The sequence below is a fragment of the Nocardiopsis terrae genome (genome assembly GCF_014651695.1).
Lineage (GTDB): Bacteria > Actinomycetota > Actinomycetes > Streptosporangiales > Streptosporangiaceae > Nocardiopsis > Nocardiopsis terrae.
In genome coordinates this window covers 14,793-34,057 of the sequence record NZ_BMXJ01000005.1, presented here as the reverse complement: position 1 = coordinate 34,057, position 19,265 = coordinate 14,793, and the positions used below count along the sequence as shown (strand labels likewise).

The following is a 19,265-nucleotide window of genomic DNA, read 5'->3' as shown; positions in this document are numbered from 1 at the left end:
TGTGTATCGTCTACACGTATAAGTTTAAGTGATACACAGTTCTAGGATGGGTGTCAACCGAGAAGGCGGACCGGAGCCGCGGTTCGCGTACGGCGACGCCGACGACTGGTGGAGTATGACGAGCGAACAACAGCCGACGACCGGAGTCACCCGCGAGGTCGAACTCCTGTGGGGGCTGCGGAAGGGAGCCAAGCGCGGGCCCAAGCCCAAGCTCAGCCGTGCGGCGATCGTCGACGCCGCCATCGCGCTGGCCGACGCCGAGGGGTTGGACGCCGTCTCCATGCAGCGCGTCGCCAAGCGGCTCGGATACACGACCATGTCCCTGTACCGGCACGTGGACAGCAAGGACGACCTGCTCACCCTCATGTGGGACGTCGCCATGTCCGAACGCCCGCCGGGACCGCGCACCGACGGCGACTGGCGGGCCGGAATCGAGGCGTGGTGTCAGGGGGTGGCCGACCAGTACCGGGAACACCCCTGGTACGTCTACATTTCGAAGCCCGGCCCGCCCACCGGGCCCAACGGGCTCAGGTGGATGGAGGCGGGCCTGCGCGAACTCAACTCCTCCGGACTCACCCCCGCCGAGTCGCTCCAGATCCTGTTGCTGCTCGACACCACGCTGCACGACCTGCTCCGCATGGACAACGACAGGGAGCTCGCCGCGCAGAAGAGCGGTATCCCCTTGGACGAGTCCGAGCGGGAGTGGTTGGCGAGCCTGCACCAGGTCCTCGACCCGCAGGAGTTCCCGACGATCACGAGGACCATCGACGCGGGCACGTTCGAGAAGGGGCCTCCGGACGCCGCTCTGTCGGAGGAGCTGCGCTTCCCCGTCCAGCGCATCCTCGACGGTGTGGAGGCTTATGTGCGCGCTACCGGCGGGAACCGCCGGTAGCCGCCCCGGCCGGTCGGCCGGGGCCGGAAAGAGCTCAGCGGACCAGGACCAGGTGGTGGCGGCTCAGCGCGGACACCACCCGGGCGCACTCCTCGACCCTCACGCCCGCCCGCTCGGCCAGCTCCGCCACCGACAGCTCCCGGTGCTCGGCGATCGCCGCCAGGACCGGTTCGGTCACCGCGGGGAGCCGGTACCGCTTCCCGGAGACCGTGAGTGCGACCCGCTCGCCCTCACGCTCCACCGGCGGCGGCAGGATCGGGACGAACTCCACCCGCGCCCCGGCCGGCGGGACGTCCTCCGCCACCGCCCAGGGGAGGGAGAACGACGTACGGCGGGGGAAGCGCGCGTCGCGCTCGGCGAGGAAGGCGTCCAGGTCCGCGTCCTCGGCCAGTTCCACCAGCCGGGCCACCAGTTCGTGCCGGTGCTTGCGGCGTTCCTCCGGGGCCGCGAACCGGGGCAGGTCCCGCCGGAACGACTCCTCCGCGAACAGGCTCCGCACCAGGGCGTCCGCCCAGTCGATTCCGGTCGCCCGGGTGAAACCGAAGGTCAGATGCATGCTGACCTCCCCGGTCCCGGTCACCGTGTGCCACCAGCCACGCGGCACGTGGATCACCTGGCCGGGCCGCAGCACCCCCTCCCACACCGTGTGCAGCCCGCCGTCGGCGTCCCGGGGCGGGGTGTGCGAGTGGTCGGTGTCGTTCTTCATCGGGTGCGGGCGCGAACCCGGTCCGTGCACCTGCCAGTGCTTGGTCCCCTCCACCTGGACGATCACCGTGTCGTGGTCGTCCCAGTGGGTGTCGAACCCCCGGGACTCGCCCCAGATCAGGTACAGGTTGGCCTGCGCGCGTTCACGGGTGAGGCGCATGAGGTCGTCGGCGGCCGCGCCCACCGGCGGGTGCATCCGGTCCATACCGTCCAGTACCAGGCTCGCCCCGGCCCGCAGCTCCCGGTACAGCGACTCCGGGCGCACGATCCGCCGGGCGGTCCGCGAGGCCGTGCCCTGCTCGGTGTAGCGGTCCAGCGGTACCGGGGACCCGTCCCGGTGCAGCCGCAGCCGGGGCGGTTCCGGGGCGCATGCGGCCAGTAGACCGTTGAGGTCCTCGAAGGTCAGGAGCGAGCGTACGGCTTCCGCGCCAAGGTCGGCGAAGACGAACTCCTCCGACAGTCGGGTGGTCAGTGCGTCGCGGCCCACGACGTCGCACAGGGTTCCGGTGAACAGGCTGCCGGGATCGGTCACGGCTGTCCTTTCCAAGACGGTTCGAGGGGCGCGCGGACTCCGGGAGGGGGCGGGGGCGTGCGGTGAGGGGGGAGGGGCCCGCCCGGCCCGGGACGCGGTGGCCGGGCCGGGCGGGATCGGATCAGATGAAGTCCGAGCTGGAGTCGGTGCCGTCACTGTCGCCGCCCGCGGTGATGTCGCGGGAGGTCACCTCCGCCAGGTCCTCGACCTCAACCTCGATGGGGTCCATACCGCACCTCGCTTTCTGTGTGCCGTTGATCCTCATGACCAGGGCTGTCCCGTGCGCCGTCAGCGCCCGGTCAGCCCCGTCCTGTGGGCCGCGAACGCGTGTGCGTCGGCGGCCAGCCCGACCGCCCTGCTGACCGAACGCGGGCCGTGCCCGACATCGCGTTCGTAGCGCAGCAGGGCGGCGGGGCGCTCCCAGCGGTCCCCGGCGGCCGCCAGCAGGGCCGCGCACATCTTGCGCGGGTGGGCGGCGTCGGTCCGGGTGTCCCCGTCGAAACCGGTGAGCAGGACGCTGGGGTACCGCAGCCCCGGTGTGCGCAGGGCGCCGTCCAGGGCCCGGTGGTAGGGGGAGTAGGACATCAGGGCGGCGAAGTCGTCCGGATCGGACACCGTGCCGAACTCCCGGGTCCACATCCGGCCCAGCCCCATGCGTTCGAAACGGGCCATGTCCGCGAGCGGTGCCGAGGCGATCACCGCCGCGCACAGGTCCGGGCGTGCGGTGGCCGCGGCCAGTACGAGCAGCCCGCCGGCCGAACCGCCGGACAGGCAGAGCTGGTCGCGCGTGCACCGGCCGGTGCGCACCAGGGCGTCGGCCGAGGCCACCAGGTCCTGGACCGCGCGCGGTTTGTGGCGGCCCGAACCCTCCAGGTGCCACCGGCGCCCCGCGTCTCCGCCCCCGCGTACGTGGGCCACGGCGTACCGGCCGCCCGACAGCAGCCAGGCGAGGACGGTCGCGCTGAACCCGAACTGGCGCGGGCGGCCGAAGCCGCCGTAGGCGTGCAGGATGGTCGGTCCCGGGGAGCGCTCCCCCGAGGCGTCGAAGACGGTGACGGGGACGCGGGTGCCGTCCTCGGAACGGCACCAGACCACGGTCCGCTCCACGGCGGGGGAGGGCGGGGCCCCGGCCGTCACGGAGCGTCCGGCGGCTTCCTGCTCCCCCGAGGAGCCCCGTGCGTCCGGGCCCGCCCGTGCGTCCGAGGCGCCCGGTGCGTCCGAGGTGTTCGGAGGCGGCGGCCGGAGGGCGGGCCAGGGGGCGGGCTCGTGGGAGCCCGGGGCCAGCCGCAGCACCCTCTGCTGGGTCGCCACGTCCGCGTAGCCGAAGTACAGGGTGCCGTCGGGGGCTGCGACGGGGCCGGAGACCATGCCCTCGCCGGGCAGTTCCACCGTGCGGCCCCGGGCTCCGGCGGCGGTCCCGTGCACGGTCGCCTCGCTGGTGCCCAACCGGGTGCGGACCACCAGCAGCGCGGTGCCGTCCGCGCCCCCGTGCGGGCAGAAGGCGTCCAGGACCGCCCCGGGGTCCTCGGCGACCACCTCGCGCCAGTGCTCGGGGGAGAGGCCGCTCGCGGGCGCGGCCGGGTCGAGGGCGCAGATGCGCCGGTGCGGCGCGTCCAGGGTGGTGCGCAGGTACAGCAGACCGTCCGGCCCCAGCCGGGCCTCGGTCTCGGCCTCGGGGCCCGCCTGGACCGGTCGGAACTCGGGCCGCTGCGGCGGGGAGGCGGTCAGGTCGGCCAACCACAGGTCGGTGCGGTGCCCGGTGCCGTGGCTCTCGGTGACCAGCAGCCACCGCTCACCCAGCACCCGTACGCCCGGGACGGTGCCGGCGCCGGCGCAGGAGTACACGAGGGACTCGGCACCGTCGGCGACCCGGCGCAGCCACACGCCGCGCACCCCCCGGGCACCGTCGCGGCGCACGTAGTAGAAGGAACGTCCGGGCCCGGGCAGCCAGGCCACGTGCGAGTAGCGGACCCCGGTCACGGTCGGTCCGACGGGGGCTCCGGTGTCCACGCGGAGCACACGCAGTTCGCCGCGCTCCACCCCGCCGGAGGAGGTCTGGAGGGCGACCAGGCGACCGTCGGGGCTGGGTTCCCAGGCGTCCAGGGTGGTCCGTCCGGTGGGGTCCTCGGCGCAGGGGTCGTGGACGGTGCGCGGGGAGGGCGGCGGATCGAGCGGTGCGCGGGGGGACGCGGGACCGGTGGCGTCGGCGGAGACGGGGGGATCGGCTGGGCCAGGGGCGTCGGGCCACACGACCAGCCGCGGATGCTCGCTTCCGGCCGGCCGCACGGTGCCGAACAGGGCCCCGGGCCGGTGGACCGGCGGGGACCACAGGTCGGTGTCCACGAGCGTGCGGATGCGTTCGGCCAGGTGCTCCCTCAGCGGCCAGGTGGCCGCCTGGCGGCGGTACTCCCGGTCGCGCTCCGCCAACCAGCGGAGGGTCTCGGGGGAGTCGGCCGTCTCCAACCAGCGGTAGGGGTCGGGCACGGGGCGGCCGTGCAGGGTGTCGACGACCGACAGTGGCTCGGGGGCGAGGGCGGCTCCGGGGGCTCGGTTGCGCACCATCACATGTTTCAAGCGCGCCGACACGACGGTCAAGGAAGAGATTCCTGCTCCCCGGGCGAAGGAAATGTCACCGAAAGGGAAGGTTTGTGTGCTGGGCCTGGGAGGACCGCCGGGGTGGCCGGGACCGGATCACGGGTAGGTCCCCGAAGAGTCCGCGTCCGAGGAGGAACAGATGGAGAGCACCGTACGAACCGCCCCCGCACCGCGCCGGTCGCTGCTCGCCGCGGTTTGCTTCGCGGCCGCGGTACTGGCCACCGCGCTGGTCGGCGGCCTCGCCGCGGCCGGTTCCGCGGGCGTCTACACCGACCTCGAACTCCCCGCCTGGGCGCCGCCCGCCTGGCTGTTCAGCCCCGTCTGGATCGCCCTGTACGTGCTGGTGGCCGTGGCGGGATGGCTCGTGTGGCGCGCTGCGGGGACGCGGGGGGCCGCGTCCTTCCTGGCCGTCTACGCGGTCCAGCTGGTGTTGAACGCCGCCTGGACACCGCTGTTCTTCGGAGCCGCCCTGTACGGGGTGGCGCTGGCCGACATCGCGCTCCTGACCGCGGCGGTGGCCGCGACCCTCCTGCTGGCCCTGCGGCACAGCCGGGCGGCGGCGCTCCTGTTCGCCCCCTACCTGGCGTGGGTGGCCTTCGCCACCGCGCTCAACGCGGCGATCTGGGCCGCCAACTGAGGGAGCCCGCCCGCAGGGCGCAGGACGCGGCGGGTGCCGGAGGCGGGCCGGGAACCGGACCGACCGAAAGGGGGCGCGGGCGGTGCCCCGGAGGATGGGGGCACCGCCCGCGCGGCCTGGTCGGCAGGATCAGGAGTTGTCGGGGTGGCCGATGGCCAGGCCGCTCTCCTGGTCGAAGAAGTGCAGCTGGCTGACGTCCACCGCCAGGCTGATCGTGCGGCCCGGGCGCACGTTGCTGCGCGGGCTCACCCGCGCGGTGAACAGCGAACGGCTGCCGCCCAGCGACAGGGCGGAGTCGGAGGCCTCCTCGCCCTCTCCGGCGGCGTCCTTGGCCAGGGCCGTCGCGTCCTCGTGGCGCACCGGCGGGGCGTCGACGCCGAAGATCACGTTGATCTCGGTGCCCAGCTCCTCGGTGACGCTGGCGGTGACCTCGATGCGCGGGCCGGTGTTGCCGTCGAACTCGGCGTCGTTGAAGTCGGAGGGGCGGATGCCCAGGATGAGGGAGCGGTCCAGGTACTCGCTCAGCTGCGGGCGCTCCTTGAGCAGGCTCGCCGGGACCGGGAGCGCGTGGTCGGCGAACTTGAGCACCGCGCCCTCGCCGTCACGGGCCAGCTCGGCGTCGACGAAGTTCATCGCGGGGGAACCGATGAACCCGGCCACGAAGAGGTTGACGGGGGCGTCGAAGAGGCGCTTGGGGGTGTCGACCTGCTGGAGGCGGCCGTCCCGGAGCACCGCGACCCGGTCGCCGAGGGTCATCGCCTCGATCTGGTCGTGGGTGACGTAGACGGTGGTGACGCCGAGGCGCTCGTGCAGCTGGTTCAGGGAGGCCCGCATCTGCACGCGCAGCTTGGCGTCCAGGTTGGACAGCGGCTCGTCCATGAGGAAGGCCTGCGGTTCGCGCACGATGGCGCGGCCCATCGCCACACGCTGGCGCTGACCGCCGGAGAGCGCGCCCGGCTTGCGCTTGAGGTAGGGCTCCAGGCCGAGCATCTCCGCGGCCTCGCTGACGCGGCGGGCGATCTCGGCCTTGGGTACCTTGCGCAGCTTCAGGCCGAAGGCGAGGTTCTGCTCGACGCTCATGTGGGGGTAGAGCGCGTAGTTCTGGAACACCATCGCGATGTCGCGGTCCTTCGGCGGCCGGTCGTTGACGACCTCGTCGCCGATGACCAGGGAGCCCGCGGAGATCTCCTCCAGACCCGCGATCATGCGCAGCGCGGTGGACTTGCCGCAGCCGGAGGGGCCGACGAGCACCATGAACTCGCCGTCGTTGATCTGCAGGTTCAGGTCGTCGACGGCTTTGACGTCACCGCCGTAGATCTTGTCGACGTTCTGGAGGGCGATCTCCGCCATGGCTGTGCTCCCGCGTTGGGTCGGTGTTCTGGGGTGTCCGTTGGCGGGTGGATCTCGTGGCTGAGGACCCCCCACCCCGGCCCGCTGGTCGAATTTGATCGAAGCGGACTGGTTTGTTGATCACATCAGACAGGATCATGATCGAAATGTCCATAGCGTCTTCGATTTCGATCTGATTGCGGTCAGGCGCAAACCACCCCCGGTCAGCTGGCGCGCCGGGCCCAGGTGCGTTAGCCTGTCCGACGGTTCATCACTTTCTCCCCTCCCCCCGCTTGACGCGGTAGCCACGACACGGCGCCCGGGTTGAGGCAACGGGTCGGGGAGTCTGGGTAACCTAACGACCAGTCCAGCACTGGACGGACCGGTTGTGCGGCCCCCGCTCGTCCGATTGGACGCTGCATCACGCGCCAGGTGCAGTTGGGATCGGGTGAGGGGCGGAGTACCGCGACCGGGCGGGGGGTTGGACCCGGAAAAGGCCCGAACATCCAGTAGACAACGGTCTTCCGAGCTCGCCGCCGACGGGACGGAGCCGGTCCGAAGGGTGGCTCGGGCCTTTTCCGCGTCCCCCCAATATGCTGACCGCCAGGTCCCTCATCAGACAGCGGAAAGCGAGCACCCACGTGGTTGCCGAGTACAAGGGTTCGGAGTCCGCTCCGAGCCCGGACGATCCCTCGCCGGACACCACGGCGTCGGATTCCGAGGCACCGACCACGGTGTGGTCCCCCCTGGCCCCGGGGTACCGCTGGGGACGGCTCGACCTCCTCTGGCGGGCTCTGGCCGCGGTCGGAGCGGGCCTGGCCCAACTCCTCGCGCTCCCGCCGTACGGCCTGTGGTGGCTCGGCCCGCTCAGCGCCGCGCTCCTGATCCTGGCCGTCGGCGGGACGCGGCCGCGCCGTGCCGCCTGGCTCGGGGCCCTGTCCGGGGCCACCCTGATGGTGCCCCTGGTGCGCTGGCAGGACATCTTCGGTATCGACGTGTGGCTGGCCATCGCCGGGGCCGAGACCGTCTACTTCCTGCCCATGGCCATGGGCATCGCCCTGGTCGTGCGCCTGCCCCACTGGCCGCTGTGGACCTCCGCCCTGTGGGTGGCCCAGGAGGCCGTACGCGCCCGCTGGCCGCTCGGCGGCTTCCCCTGGGGCAAACTCGCCTACGCCCAGCCGGACACGCCCTTCTCGGGTTACGCCGCCCTCGGATCCTCGCCCCTGGTCACCTTCTCCGTCGCCCTCACCGGCTCCGTGCTGCTGTGGACCGTCCTGCGCGCCGTACCGGCCCGGGGGAGGCCACGGATGCTCGTCTCCGCCGTCGGCCTGGCCGCCGCTGCCGCGGTCCTCCTGGGCGGCCTCCTGGCCCCCGCGATCGGACGCCCGGCGCCCCTGGAGACCGTCAACGTCGGCATGGTCCAGGGCAACGTGCCCAACATCGGTGAGATGTCGGTCCTCGGTGAGCGCATGCAGGTGCTCCGCAACCACGCCGACGGCGTCCACGAACTCGCCGAGGCGGTACGCGGGGGAGAGTACCCCGAGCCCGACATGGTGCTGCTCCCGGAGAACGCCAGCGACATCGACCCCTTCCGCGACCCGGTCGCCGAGCAGACCATCGACGATGCCGCCGCCGACATCGGGGTCCCCCTCCTGTGGGGCATGAGCCGCTTCAACGACGACGGGACCCGCTACGTGCAGAGCGTGGTCTGGGACCCCGAGACCGGACCCGGCGAGGTGTACCGGAAGCGCTACCTCGTCCCGTTCGGCGAGTACATCCCCTACCGCGACTTCTTCACCCGGTTCGTCTCGCGGCTGGAACAGGTCAGCTCCGACGCCGTCCCCGGCACCGAGCCCGGCGCCCTCGACATCGCCGGCACCACCCTGGCCGTGGGGATCTGCTTCGACGTCGCCTTCGACCCGCCGGTGCGCGAGTCCGTGGCCGCGGGCGGGCAGATCATCGTGATCCCCACCAACAACGCGAACTACAACTTCACCGGCCAGTCCGACCAGCAGCTGGCCATCACCCAGCTGCGCGCCGTCGAACACGGCCGCCCCGCCGTGGTGGTCTCCACCAGCGGGATCAGCGCCGTGGTGGAGCCCGACGGCACGGTCGCCTACGAGTCGCCCGAGGCCGAGCCCGACATCCACGTGGCCGAACTCACCGCCATGGACGGGCCCACCGCCGCGACCCGGCTCGGCGCGGTCCCCGAGGCGCTGATCGCCGCGATCGGACTGGGCGCCGTCGTCGCCTCGGTCATCGCGGGCCGCCGCGTACGCGTGAAGCGGAGTGCGTGAGGTTCCCGGCCCGGGGGAACCATTCACACCGCGGACACGTTCTTCCCAGCAGGGGACACCCGCCTTCGGCCCACGACTCTGAGGATGGTTCACGATGCCGCTGCTGACAGTGCTGGCGTTGATGGCACTGCCCTTCGCCGAAGTGGGACTGATGATCTGGGTCGGCGGTCAGATCGGCGTTCCATGGACACTCGCCGCCCTGGTCTCGCTGATGGTCCTGGGCGTGGCGGTGCTCCGGCACACCGGCCGGGCCTTCCGCGAGGTCGTCCAGCAGGCGGACGAGGCGATGCGCACCGGCGAGCAGCCCCGCAAGGGCCTGCTCGACCCGCTGATGCTGATGGCCGGCGGCATCCTGCTGGTCGTCCCCGGCTTCCTCACCGCCGCGGTCGGCCTGCTGCTGGCCACCCCGTTCACCCGCCCCGCCCTGCGCTGGGCGTTCGCGGGATGGGCGGCCCGCCGGATGCGCAGGATGCAGGAACGGGTCAACGAGGAGTTCGCGGCCCGCGGTGCCACCATCCCGAACCAGGGCCCCTTCGGCCCCGGCGGACCGGGGGCCTCCGGCCCGGCCGGGGACCCCTTCGGCCGCAGCCCGGGCGGCCCCGCCCGCGGCGGCCGGAACCCGGGCGCGGCCGAGCAGGACCGCCCCGCCGCCAACCGGGGGCGCGTCATCCAGGGCCGGTTCGAGCCCGACGAGGACGACAGGAACTGACCTGACCGCTCCGGGCGCCTTCGCGCGTCCGGGGGAGCACCGGCAGAGCCCGCCGCGGGTCACCCCCGGCGGGCTCTGCCGCGTACGGCCCCCTTCCCGTGGTCTCACCCGTGCTCCTCGGGCGGATCCGGTTCGGAGGGGCCGGAGGTTCCCGGTCCGGCCGGGGAGACGTAGGCGCCCACGATGCGCGCGATGACGGTGGCCAGGAACAGGGTGCCCGCCACCGCCTCGGCGGTGGCCAGCGAACGCGCCCAGGGGGTGACCGGGACCAGGTCGCCGTAGCCCAGGGTGACCAGGGTGACGAAACTCAGGTAGGTGAGCCCCTGCCAGCCCACCGGCTCGTCCGGGGCGAGGGAGTCCTCGAACGCCCCCGGCCACAGCACCTCAACGACGCCGAACAGCGCCGCGAACACACCGCCCAACAGCAGGTAGGCGCAGATCGCCGCCATGATCAGCTGCGGTCCCTGGTTCCGCCGGTACCGGTTCCGGAAGACGAACGCCAACAACTCCAGCATCAGGTAGCCCTGGAACAGCACGATGGTGGTGAAGAGCCCCAGCCGGGGGAGGGAGTCCCCGGGGTCCAGGGCCGACCACAGCCCGAAGGTCAGGAACACCGCCGAGAGCACGGCCACGGGAAGCAGACGCGAACCCGCGGGCCGCACGACCCGCACCCCCAGGAACACCACGACCGGGTACAGCAGCGAGTACACCACCGCCCACAGTGTCCCGTGCAACGTGAGCGGGTACGCGAAGTGCAGCAGCACCGCGGCGGCCAGGAACTCGGCCAGGGACCGCGACAGCCCCGGTCGACCACGCACGCCGACCCCCTTCCCCTCGTCCGGCGACACCCCCGTACGAACACCGCCGGTCGCGGGGAGGTTAGCCCGGGGGCGGTCCCGGAGGCGTGAGCTACGGGAGTTGTTTGCCCGACCTTGGAGCTCCATCGGCACGCGGTAGACCCCTCAGCTGGAAACATCCCCAAGGAGTGGCACCACCACGGCCTCCCGTCCCGGCCGCGCACCCGCCGGGCGGAAGGCCGCGAGAAAGCATCCGCGCTTCACAGGGGGAATCCCATGCCCAGCCGCCGCTTCCGCCGTCCCGACAGTGAGGGGGCCTCATGACCCCGCCACAGGAGGGACGCACCGGCCTCGCCGGCCTCGCCGGCCACACCGTCCCGCGGCAGGCCACCGCGGCCGAACGCGACCGGGGGGAGATCGGTCCCGAACCCGCGGACGTCCTCCTCACGGTCAACGGCACGGTCCACCGGGTCCGCCTGGAACCCCGGGTCAGCCTGCTGGACGCCCTGCGTGAACGCCTGGACGTCACCGGCCCCAAGAAGGGCTGCAACCAGGGAGCCTGCGGTGCCTGCACCGTCTGGGTGGACGGCCACCGCGTGCTCGCCTGCCTCACCCTGGCCGTGGCCTGCGAGGGCCGCGAGGTCACCACGGTCGAAGGGCTGGCCGACGGGGACGAACTCCACCCCATGCAGGAGGCCTTCGTCGACAACGACGCCCTCCAGTGCGGCTACTGCACACCGGGCCAGCTCATGTCGGCCGTCGCCCTCATGAAGGAGGGCCACCACCGGGACGACGCCGAGATCGCCGAGTGGATGAGCGGCAACATCTGCCGCTGCGCCGCCTACCCCAACATCCGGCGGGCCATCCGTCAGGTCCGTGACTCCGGCGGCCGGGCCGAACAGGAGGGGGAGAGCTGATGCGTTCCTTCGCCTACTCCCGCGCCGCCGACGTGGAGTCCGCCGTCGCCGACGTCTCCGCCGACCCCACCAGCGAGTACCTGGCCGGGGGCACCACCGAGGTCGACATGCTCCGTCTCGGCGTGGTCCGCCCGCGCCGCGTCGTCGACATCAACGACCTGCCCATCGCCGCCATCGAGGAACTGCCCGACGGGGGCACCCGCCTGGGCGGCCTGGCCAGGATGAGCGACGTCGCCGCCCACCCGGTCGTCCGCGAGCGCTACCCGATGGTCACCGAGGCACTGGAGAAGGGGGCCTCCGCGCAACTGCGCAACATGGCCTCCATGGGCGGCAACCTCATGCAGAGGGTGCGCTGCTCCTACTTCCGTGACGGTGACCGCGCCTGCAACAAACGCGAACCCGGCAGCGGCTGCGCGGCCCTCGACGGCGTCAACCGCACCCACGCGGTCCTGGGCACCAGCGAGCACTGCATCGCCGCCCACCCGTCCGACGCGGCCGTGGCCCTGACCGCCCTGGACGCGGTCATCCGGCTGCGCGGCCCCGAAGGGGAGCGCACGGTCGCCTTCGACGACTTCTTCCTGCTGCCGGGGGACGCACCCGAGCGCGAGCACCCGATCGGACACGGTGAACTCATCACCGCGATCGACCTGCCCGTGCTGCCCGTGGCGCGCACTTCCCACTACCTGAAGGTGCGCGACCGCGAGTCCTACGAGTTCGCCCTGGCCTCCGCCGCCGTCGCGCTCGGCACGGAGGGCGGCACCGTCACCGAGGCCCGGATCGGCCTGGGCGGGGTCGCCACCAAACCGTGGCGGGCCCGGCGCGCCGAACAGGCCCTGGCCGGATCCGAGGCCGGGCCCGAGGCGTTCGCGCGCGCCGCCGACGCCGAACTCGCGGACGCCGTGCCGCGGGGCATGAACGGATTCAAGGTCGAACTCGCCAAGCGCACCATGGTCCGGGCCCTGACCGAGGTCGCGGCCCGGACCCGAGGAGGGACGGCATGAGCATCCCACCCCAGATCGGCCGGGGCGTGCCCCGGGCCGACGCGCACGCCAAGGTCACCGGCGCGGCACGCTACTCCGCGGAGCACCGCCCGACCGGGGCCGTGCACGCCGTCCTGGTCTGCTCGCGGGTGCCCAGCGGCCGGATCACCGGCATCGACGCCTCACGGGCCCTGGTGTCCGAAGGCGTCCTGGCGGTACTCAGCCACCTGAACCTGCCCAGGGTCGCCGCGCAACCGCGCCTGATCCCGTCCCTGGCGGGTACGACCGCGCACGGGCAGAGCTTCTTCCCCATGCAGGACGAGCGGATCCACTACGCGGGACAGCCCGTCGCCATGGTCGTCGCCGACACCCTGGAACGGGCCGAACACGCCGCCGAACTCGTCGGGGTCGACTACGCCGAGGAACCCTGGACCACCACCGTCGACCAGGGCCGCGACCGGGCCTACGAGGCCGAGCACATCTTCGGGGGCTTCGTCCCCGGCCGGACGGACCGCGGGGACGTCGAGGCGGGCCTGGCCGAGGCCGAGACGGTGCTGGAGAGCACCCACCGGTTCGCGGCCAACCACCACAACGCGATCGAACCCTCCGCGGCCACCGCCGTGTGGGAGGACTCCAAGCTCACGCTGTACGACACCACGCAGGGGCCCACCGCCACCCGGCTCACCGTCGCCGAACTGCTGGGCGTCCCGCCCTCGAACGTGCGGGTGGTGTCCGAGTTCGTCGGCGGCAGCTTCGGCGGCAAGGCCATGATCTGGGCGCACCCCACCCTGGCGGCGATGGCCGCCCAGCACGTGCGCGCCCCGGTCACCCTCGCCCTGACCAGGGCCCAGACGTTCAGCAACACCGGCCACCGCGAGGAACAGGAACACACCCTGACGCTGGGTGCGCGCTCGGACGGCACCCTGACCGCGATCCGCTACCGCAAGCTCTCGCCCACGTCGCACTTCGACGACTGGGCCGAGCCCTCGCTGGGGCCGGCAGCCCAGCTGTACGCGTGCCCCAACTTCGAGGGCGTGTACGACCTCGTCCGGGCCAACACCATGACACCCACGTTCATGCGCGCCCCCGGAGAGGGCACCGGAGCGTTCGTCATCGAGACGGCCATGGACGAGCTCGCCCACGAACTGGGCCTTGACCCGCTGGAACTGCGGTTGCGCAACCACGCCGACACCGACCCCGAGACCGGGAACCCCTGGTCGAGCAAGGGGCTGCGGGAGTGCTACGCGCGCGGCGCCGAACTGTTCGGCTGGCACTCGCGCGACCCGCGCCCGGTCCAGGGCGCCCGGCGCGAGGGCGACTGGCTCCTGGGCACCGGCATGGCCAGCGCCGTCTATCCGGTGTACTCCGTCATGAACCCGCAGCGGGCCCGGGCCAGGGTGTACGCCGACGGCCGCGCGGTCGTCGAGACCGGCTGCTCCGACATCGGCACCGGTGCCGCGACCGTCATGGGCCAGGTCGCCGCCGAGGCCCTGGGTATGCAGTCCGAGGCCGTCACCGTGCACTACGGGGACACCGAGCTGCCCAACACGGTCGCGGCGGTCGGCTCGGCGGGCGCGGGGGCCGTCAGCGCCGCGGTGCACACCGCGGCCCGCAAGCTGCGCGACCAGCTGGTCGCGCAGGCCCTCGCCGACCAGGGCTCCCCGCTGTACGGCGCGGACCCGGACGAGATCGAGGTCCGGTCCGGGCGGATGTCCCTGCGCGGGTCCCCGGGCACCGGAGAGGCCTACGGGGAGATGCTGGGTCGCAACATGACCTTCGACGCCGAGGCGGTGGGGTCGTGGCAGCCGCCGGGCCGGGACAGCGGCTACGGCACGGCCACGTTCGGCGCCCAGTTCGCGGAGGTCGCCGTCGACCCCGGCCTGGGGCTGGTCAGGGTGCGCCGGATGACCGGGGTGTTCGCCCCGGGCCGCGTGCTCAACCGCAGGACCGCGCACAGCCAGCTCATGGGCGGCATGCTGTGGGGCCTGGGCCAGGCGCTGCTGGAGGCCACCCACATGGAGCCCAACCAGGGCCGCTGGGCCAACCCGAGCCTGGGCGAGTACCTGGTGCCGGTCAACGCCGACACCCCCGACGTCCAGGTGGAGATGCTGGAGGTCGAGGACCGGGTGGTCAACCCGCTCGGGGTCAAGGGCGTCGGTGAGATCGGCCAGGTCGGGGCCGCGGCGGCGATCGCCAACGCGCTCTTCCACGCCACCGGCCGCCGCTTCCGCGACCTGCCCATCACGATCGAGTCGGTCATGGCACCGGCCTGAGACGTCAGTACAGGGGCTGAGGAGCCCGTGACCGCGCCGTGTACCCGAATGGAGACAGAATGAGTGTGAGTGTTCCCGAACCGGTGGCGTCGTTCATCGACAGGGTCAACGACCACGACGAGCAGGGCTTCCTGGACTCCTTCACCCCGGACGGGGTGGTGGACGACTGGGGACGCGAGTTCCGGGGGCGCGACGCCATCAGGCGGTGGAGCGACGAGGAGTTCATCGGGGCGCGGGGCGTGCTGGACGTGCAGTCGGCCCAGCCCACCGGGGAGGGCGTCACCGTGGTCGGTGACTGGCGGTCCAACCACGCCAACGGGCTCAGCTCGTTCGCGTTCACGGTCGAGGGGGACCGGATCGCCCGGATGACCATCCGCGAGGGCTGAGCCGGGGCACGGGCCGCCCGGGGACCACCGGGCGGCCCGGCCGACACGTTCCCGGTTCACCGCCCCGACGCCCGGCCGTGCAGGCGGGCGTGCAGGGAACGCAGTTCCTCGGCGAAGGAGTCCACCGGGCCCTCCACCGGGACGCCGGGGGCGACCTCGTTGATCGGCAGCGCCCGCACGGGACCGGGGCCCGCACCCCACTCCGCCAGCCAGGAGGCCAACTGCGCGGAGGAAGCGGCGTACACGATCCGGCCCAGACCCACCCAGGCGTGGGCGGCCGAGCACATCGGGCAGTGCTCACCGGAGGTGTACACGGTCGCCGCCGCCCGCTCGGCGGGGGAGAGGCGCTCCGCGGCCCAGCGGGCGATCGCGAACTCCGGGTGCCGGGTGGCGTCGCCCCCGGCCACGTGGTTGTGGTCCTCGAACAGCACCGTCCCGTCCGAGCCCACCAGCACCGATCCGAAGGGCTCGTCCCCCTCGTCCAGTGCCCGCGCAGCCAGGTCCACCGCACGCCGCAGGTGCCGCAGGTCGGTCTGGTCCACCATGGTCGTCCTCCTTCTTCCCAGGTCGGCGCCACCGTACCGCGCGCCCCTGCGGCGCCCCGGTAAATCCCTGGCTGGTCGGGCCCGCGCCTGGCTAGGCTGCCGCCCATGGACATCAGCATCCGCCGCTACGCCCCCGAGGACCGTGAGGCCGTGGTCGCCCTGGCCCTGCGCGCCTGGGAGCCCGGTTACGCCGCGCTGGAACGGACCCTCGGGACACGGACCTACGAGCGTGTGGTCGGGGACTGGCGACAGGCGCACAGCCGCGACGTCCGGGAGGACCTGGCGGCGGAGGAGGCGGACGTGTGGGTGGCGGTGACCGACCGGGTCGCCGGGTTCGTCACCGTACGGCTCGACAGGGGGGAGCGCTCCGGCCTGGTCCACATGCTGGGGGTCGATCCCGACCAGCAGGGGCGGGGCGTGGGTTCGGCGCTCACCGGGTTCGCGGTGGAGCGGATCCGGGAGGAGGGCATGACCCTCGCCGTGATCAGGACCGGCGGCGACGAGGCCCACGCCCCGGCGCGCGCCGTCTACGAGAAGGCCGGCTTCGTCCCCTCGCCGGTGGTCCACTACTACCGGAGTCTGTGAGCCACCCGTGCACAGTGCCGACTTCCTGGCGGCCACCCGCGCCTCCTACGACGCCATCGCCGAACCCTACGCGGCCCGCTTCCACGACGAGTTCGCGCGCAAGCCCCTGGACCGGGCACTCCTGACCGCCTTCGCCGAGACCGTCACCGGCCCGGTCGCCGACGTCGGCTGCGGCCCGGGCCGGGTCACCGCCTACCTGCACTCCCTGGGGCTGGACGTGTTCGGGATCGACCTGTCCCCGGGGATGCTCGGGCTCGCCCGCGCCGCCAACCCCGGGCTGCGCTTCGTCCGGGGGTCGATGACCGACCTGGACCTGCCCGACGCCTCCCTGGGCGGACTCGTGGCGATGTACTCCACTATCCACGTACCCCTCGAAGACCTGCCCGGGGTCTTCGAGGGGTTCCGCCGGGTCCTGTGCCCGGGCGGGCAGGCGTTCGTGGTGTTCCAGGCCGGTGACGAGACCGTGCACTTCGACGAGGGCTTCGGGCACGGCGTCGACCTCGACTTCCACTTCCGCCCGCCGGAACTGATCGCGGACCTGCTGGAGGGCGCCGGACTGAGGGTGACCAGCCGCACCGTGCGCGAGGCGCAGGAGGGCGAGCGCTCCCGGCACGCCTACCTGTGGGCCCGCAGACCGGACTGAGCCGGGGCCGGGCCGCCGACCGCCCCCTCCGGGCCGTCCCCGACAGCACGGGTCCGCTCCGGCCGGGCCCTTCCGGCACGCATGCCGTTGGCGATGACCACGACCTCCGCCACCTCGTGCACCAGGACCACCGCGGCCAGGCCCAGCACCCCGAACAGGGCCAGCGGCATCAGGACGCCGATGATGGCCAGCGACAACCCCAGGCTCTGCCACATGATGACCCGGGTGCGGCGGGCGTGCGCCAGGACCCGGGGCAGGTTGCGCAGGTCCTCGCCCATCAGGGCGACGTCGGCGGTCTCCACGGCCACGTCGGTGCCCATCGCGCCCATGGCCACGCCCAGGTCGGCGCCGGCCAGGGCAGGGGCGTCGTTGACCCCGTCGCCGACCATCACCACCGGGCCGTCGGCCCGCAGCTCACCGATCACCCGCGCCTTGTCCTCGGGCAGCAGCCCGGCGTGGACCTGGCCGGGGTCGATCCCGGCCTCGGCGGCCAGGGCGTCGGCGGTGGCCCGGTGGTCCCCGGTGAGCATCGCCACCCGGTAACCGGAACGCCGTAGTTCGGCGACCACCCCGGCCGCCTCGGGGCGCAGTTCGTCACGGACGGCGAGCGCCCCCGCGACCGAGCCCCCCTCCTCCACCAGGACCACGGTGGCCCCCGCGCCGAGCAGCCGCTCCACCTGAGCTCCGAGGGGGCCGGGGTCGACCCAGCCCGGGCGTCCCAGCCGCACGGGGGCGCCGTCCACCCGGCCGGTCAGGCCGGATCCGGGCACCGCACGCACGTCCTCGGCCGGACCCGGGGAGGGGTGGGCGGCCAGGACGGCGCGGGCCAGCGGGTGCTCGCTGCGCGCCTCCAGGGCCGCAGCCAGCTCCAGCACCTGTTCGCGGGTGCGGCCGGGGGCGGGAACCACCTCCACCACGGCCGGGTCGTTACGGGTCAGGGTGCCGGTCTTGTCCAGGGCGACGACCCCCACCCGGCCCATCGCCTCCAACGCCGCACCGCCCTTGACCAGCGCTCCCTGGCGGGAGGCGGAGCCGATCGCGGCGACCACGGTGACCGGGACGGAGATGGCCAGGGCGCAGGGCGAGGCCGCGACCAGCACGACCAGTGCCCGTTCGAGCCAGGTCAGCGGGTCACCGAACAGGGAGCCGAGCACCGCCACCAGTACGGCGGCGACCATCACCCCGGGCACCAGCGGCCGGGCGACGCGGTCGGCCAACCGCTGTCCGCGCCCCTTCCGGGCCTGCTCGGCCTCCACGATGCGCACCACGCGCGCCAGGGAGTTGTCCTCGGCCCCCGCGGTGACGGTGACCTCCAGCGGGCCGGTGCCGTTGACCGAACCGGCGTACACCCCGTCTCCGGGGCCGACCTCCGTCGGTACCGACTCCCCGGTGACGGCGGAGGTGTCCAGCCAGGTGTGCCCGGAGGCGACCGTGCCGTCGGTGGCCAGCCGTTCCCCGGGGCGCAGGACCAGGGTCTGGCCGAGGCGGAGCTCCTCCGGTGCGACGGTCTGCTCGACCCCGTCGCGCAGCACGGTCGCCCGGGCCGGGACCAGGTCCAGCAGGGCCCGCAGTCCGCGCCGGGTGCGGGCGACGGCGTACTCCTCCAGGCCCTCGGCGATGGTGAAGAGCACGGCCAGCATGGCTGCCTCGCCGACCTCGCCCAGGGCCACGGCGCCCGCGGCGGCGACGGTCATCAGGGTGCCGACCCCGATCCGGTTCCGACCCGCGCCCTTGCGGAACAGGCGGCGCAGCGTGGCGGGGACGAAGGTCCGGGCGGCGACCACCAGGGCGGCGGCCTTCAGGAGGAGGACGACGGCCTCGGGGGCGCCGAGCCAGCCCGCGGCGTACCCGGCCAGGAGCAGTGGTGCGGCGACGGCGGCGTACCGGATCTCGCCGACCTGCCACAGTCGGGTGGGTTCCGCTGTTTCGGTGGTTCCGGACCCCGGGGAAGTGGGGGTGTTCGCGGGAGTGGGGTCGTCACCGCAGCAGGCGTCACTCATCGCGCACCGCCGTGCCTGTTCTCGTTTCCGGACCGGCTGCCGTGCCGGAGGGCTCGGGGGCGAGCTCGGCGGCGCCCGCAGCGTCGGTCCCGTAGGTGGGGCACAGCGCCACGGCCCGGCCGGTCGCGGCCAGGAGGGTCTCGGCGGCCGAGAGCAGGTCCATCAGCTCGGGCCGGCTGAGCGAGTAGAACACCTGCCGCCCCTCGGGGCGGCCGTCGACCAGCCCGCAGTCGCGCAGGCAGGACACGTGCTTGGAGACCGTGGACTGGGCCAGGCCGAGCTGTTCCACCAGATCGGTCACGCGCGCCTCGCCCCTGGCGAGGCGCTGCACGATCGCGAGCCGGGTGCTGTCGGAGAGGCTGTGGAAGAGGGCCTCGGCGGCGCTCAGCCCGGGGTCCGGGCAGACCCTCTCCGCACAACCGTCATTGTTCATCGTCATACGA

Annotated in this window: 17 protein-coding genes; 10 read left to right on the top strand and 7 right to left on the bottom strand. The window is 73.2% G+C overall.

Translation table 11 applies throughout. The annotated features are described in order from the left end of the window. The first annotated feature begins 115 nt into the window (after nt 1-115). Nucleotides 116-892: a TetR/AcrR family transcriptional regulator gene (locus tag IE195_RS14565; RefSeq protein WP_191272634.1), complete on the top strand. Its 777-nt coding sequence runs from the start codon at nt 116-118 to the stop codon at nt 890-892. A 34-nt stretch (nt 893-926) separates the two neighbouring features. Here the strand turns inward: IE195_RS14565 and IE195_RS14560 are convergent, their stop codons facing one another. Both IE195_RS14560 and IE195_RS14555 read right to left on the bottom strand, forming a co-directional pair. Then, on the bottom strand, nt 927-2,129 hold the full coding sequence (locus IE195_RS14560) for a JmjC domain-containing protein (RefSeq protein WP_191271686.1): 1,203 nt from the start codon (nt 2,127-2,129) through the stop codon (nt 927-929). 288 nt (nt 2,130-2,417) lie between these two features. Beyond that, a complete protein-coding gene (locus IE195_RS14555) occupies nt 2,418-4,691 on the bottom strand; it encodes a prolyl oligopeptidase family serine peptidase (RefSeq protein ID WP_191271684.1) in 2,274 nt (757 codons plus the stop codon). 172 nt (nt 4,692-4,863) lie between these two features. Between IE195_RS14555 and IE195_RS14550 the strand changes: the two genes are divergently transcribed. Continuing rightward, a complete protein-coding gene (locus IE195_RS14550) occupies nt 4,864-5,361 on the top strand; it encodes a TspO/MBR family protein (RefSeq protein WP_191271681.1) in 498 nt (165 codons plus the stop codon). 129 nt (nt 5,362-5,490) lie between these two features. Here the strand turns inward: IE195_RS14550 and IE195_RS14545 are convergent, their stop codons facing one another. Beyond that, nucleotides 5,491-6,711: an ABC transporter ATP-binding protein gene (locus IE195_RS14545; RefSeq protein ID WP_191271679.1), complete on the bottom strand. Its 1,221-nt coding sequence runs from the start codon at nt 6,709-6,711 to the stop codon at nt 5,491-5,493. Nucleotides 6,712-7,331: 620 nt separating this feature from the next. Here IE195_RS14545 and lnt point away from each other — a divergent pair. Then, entirely contained in the window at nt 7,332-8,987 is a 1,656-nt protein-coding gene (gene lnt, locus IE195_RS14540) for an apolipoprotein N-acyltransferase (protein ID WP_191271677.1), read from the top strand. A 94-nt stretch (nt 8,988-9,081) separates the two neighbouring features. Then, nucleotides 9,082-9,696 (top strand): FxsA family protein, encoded by a 615-nt coding sequence (locus IE195_RS14535; RefSeq protein WP_191271675.1) that lies wholly within the window; start codon nt 9,082-9,084, stop codon nt 9,694-9,696. A 104-nt stretch (nt 9,697-9,800) separates the two neighbouring features. Here IE195_RS14535 and IE195_RS14530 read toward each other — a convergent pair whose 3' ends face one another. Next, a complete protein-coding gene (locus IE195_RS14530; RefSeq protein ID WP_191271673.1) occupies nt 9,801-10,514 on the bottom strand; it encodes a potassium channel family protein in 714 nt (237 codons plus the stop codon). 299 nt (nt 10,515-10,813) lie between these two features. Here IE195_RS14530 and IE195_RS14525 point away from each other — a divergent pair, with 299 nt between their 5' ends. The 4 genes from IE195_RS14525 to IE195_RS14510 are packed head-to-tail and all read left to right on the top strand — an operon-like array spanning nt 10,814 to nt 15,049. Then, complete coding sequence (locus tag IE195_RS14525) at nt 10,814-11,410, top strand: (2Fe-2S)-binding protein (RefSeq protein WP_191271671.1); 597 nt, start codon at nt 10,814-10,816, stop codon at nt 11,408-11,410. Next, nucleotides 11,410-12,411 carry an FAD binding domain-containing protein gene (locus tag IE195_RS14520; protein ID WP_191271669.1) on the top strand — a complete coding sequence of 334 codons (1,002 nt, stop codon included), beginning with the start codon at nt 11,410-11,412 and terminating at the stop codon, nt 12,409-12,411. Before IE195_RS14525 ends, IE195_RS14520 begins: the two co-directional genes overlap by 1 nt. Further along, nucleotides 12,408-14,663 carry a xanthine dehydrogenase family protein molybdopterin-binding subunit gene (locus IE195_RS14515; protein ID WP_191271667.1) on the top strand — a complete coding sequence of 752 codons (2,256 nt, stop codon included), beginning with the start codon at nt 12,408-12,410 and terminating at the stop codon, nt 14,661-14,663. The genes IE195_RS14520 and IE195_RS14515 overlap by 4 nt, the downstream gene beginning before the upstream one ends. Before the next feature lie 59 nt (nt 14,664-14,722). Continuing rightward, entirely contained in the window at nt 14,723-15,049 is a 327-nt protein-coding gene (locus IE195_RS14510; RefSeq protein WP_191271665.1) for a nuclear transport factor 2 family protein, read from the top strand. 56 nt (nt 15,050-15,105) lie between these two features. Here the strand turns inward: IE195_RS14510 and IE195_RS14505 are convergent, their stop codons facing one another. After that, nucleotides 15,106-15,594 carry a nucleoside deaminase gene (locus IE195_RS14505; RefSeq protein ID WP_191271663.1) on the bottom strand — a complete coding sequence of 163 codons (489 nt, stop codon included), beginning with the start codon at nt 15,592-15,594 and terminating at the stop codon, nt 15,106-15,108. 105 nt (nt 15,595-15,699) lie between these two features. Here IE195_RS14505 and IE195_RS14500 point away from each other — a divergent pair, with 105 nt between their 5' ends. Beyond that, entirely contained in the window at nt 15,700-16,179 is a 480-nt protein-coding gene (locus IE195_RS14500) for a GNAT family N-acetyltransferase (RefSeq protein WP_191271661.1), read from the top strand. Nucleotides 16,180-16,186: 7 nt separating this feature from the next. After that, nucleotides 16,187-16,822, top strand: a complete 636-nt coding sequence (locus IE195_RS14495; protein ID WP_191271659.1) for a class I SAM-dependent methyltransferase — start codon at nt 16,187-16,189, stop codon at nt 16,820-16,822. On the opposite strand, the gene IE195_RS14490 is transcribed toward IE195_RS14495, so the two are convergent. Together IE195_RS14490 and IE195_RS14485 are read right to left on the bottom strand one after the other, a co-directional pair. After that, entirely contained in the window at nt 16,795-18,822 is a 2,028-nt protein-coding gene (locus IE195_RS14490; RefSeq protein WP_191271657.1) for a heavy metal translocating P-type ATPase, read from the bottom strand. The two genes, IE195_RS14495 and IE195_RS14490, sit on opposite strands and share 28 nt — an antisense overlap. Then, the gene (locus IE195_RS14485) at nt 18,815-19,261 is read right to left on the bottom strand and encodes an ArsR/SmtB family transcription factor (protein ID WP_191271655.1); all 447 of its coding nucleotides are present in this window, start codon (nt 19,259-19,261) and stop codon (nt 18,815-18,817) included. Before IE195_RS14485 ends, IE195_RS14490 begins: the two co-directional genes overlap by 8 nt. Between the last annotated feature and the right edge of the window lie 4 nt (nt 19,262-19,265).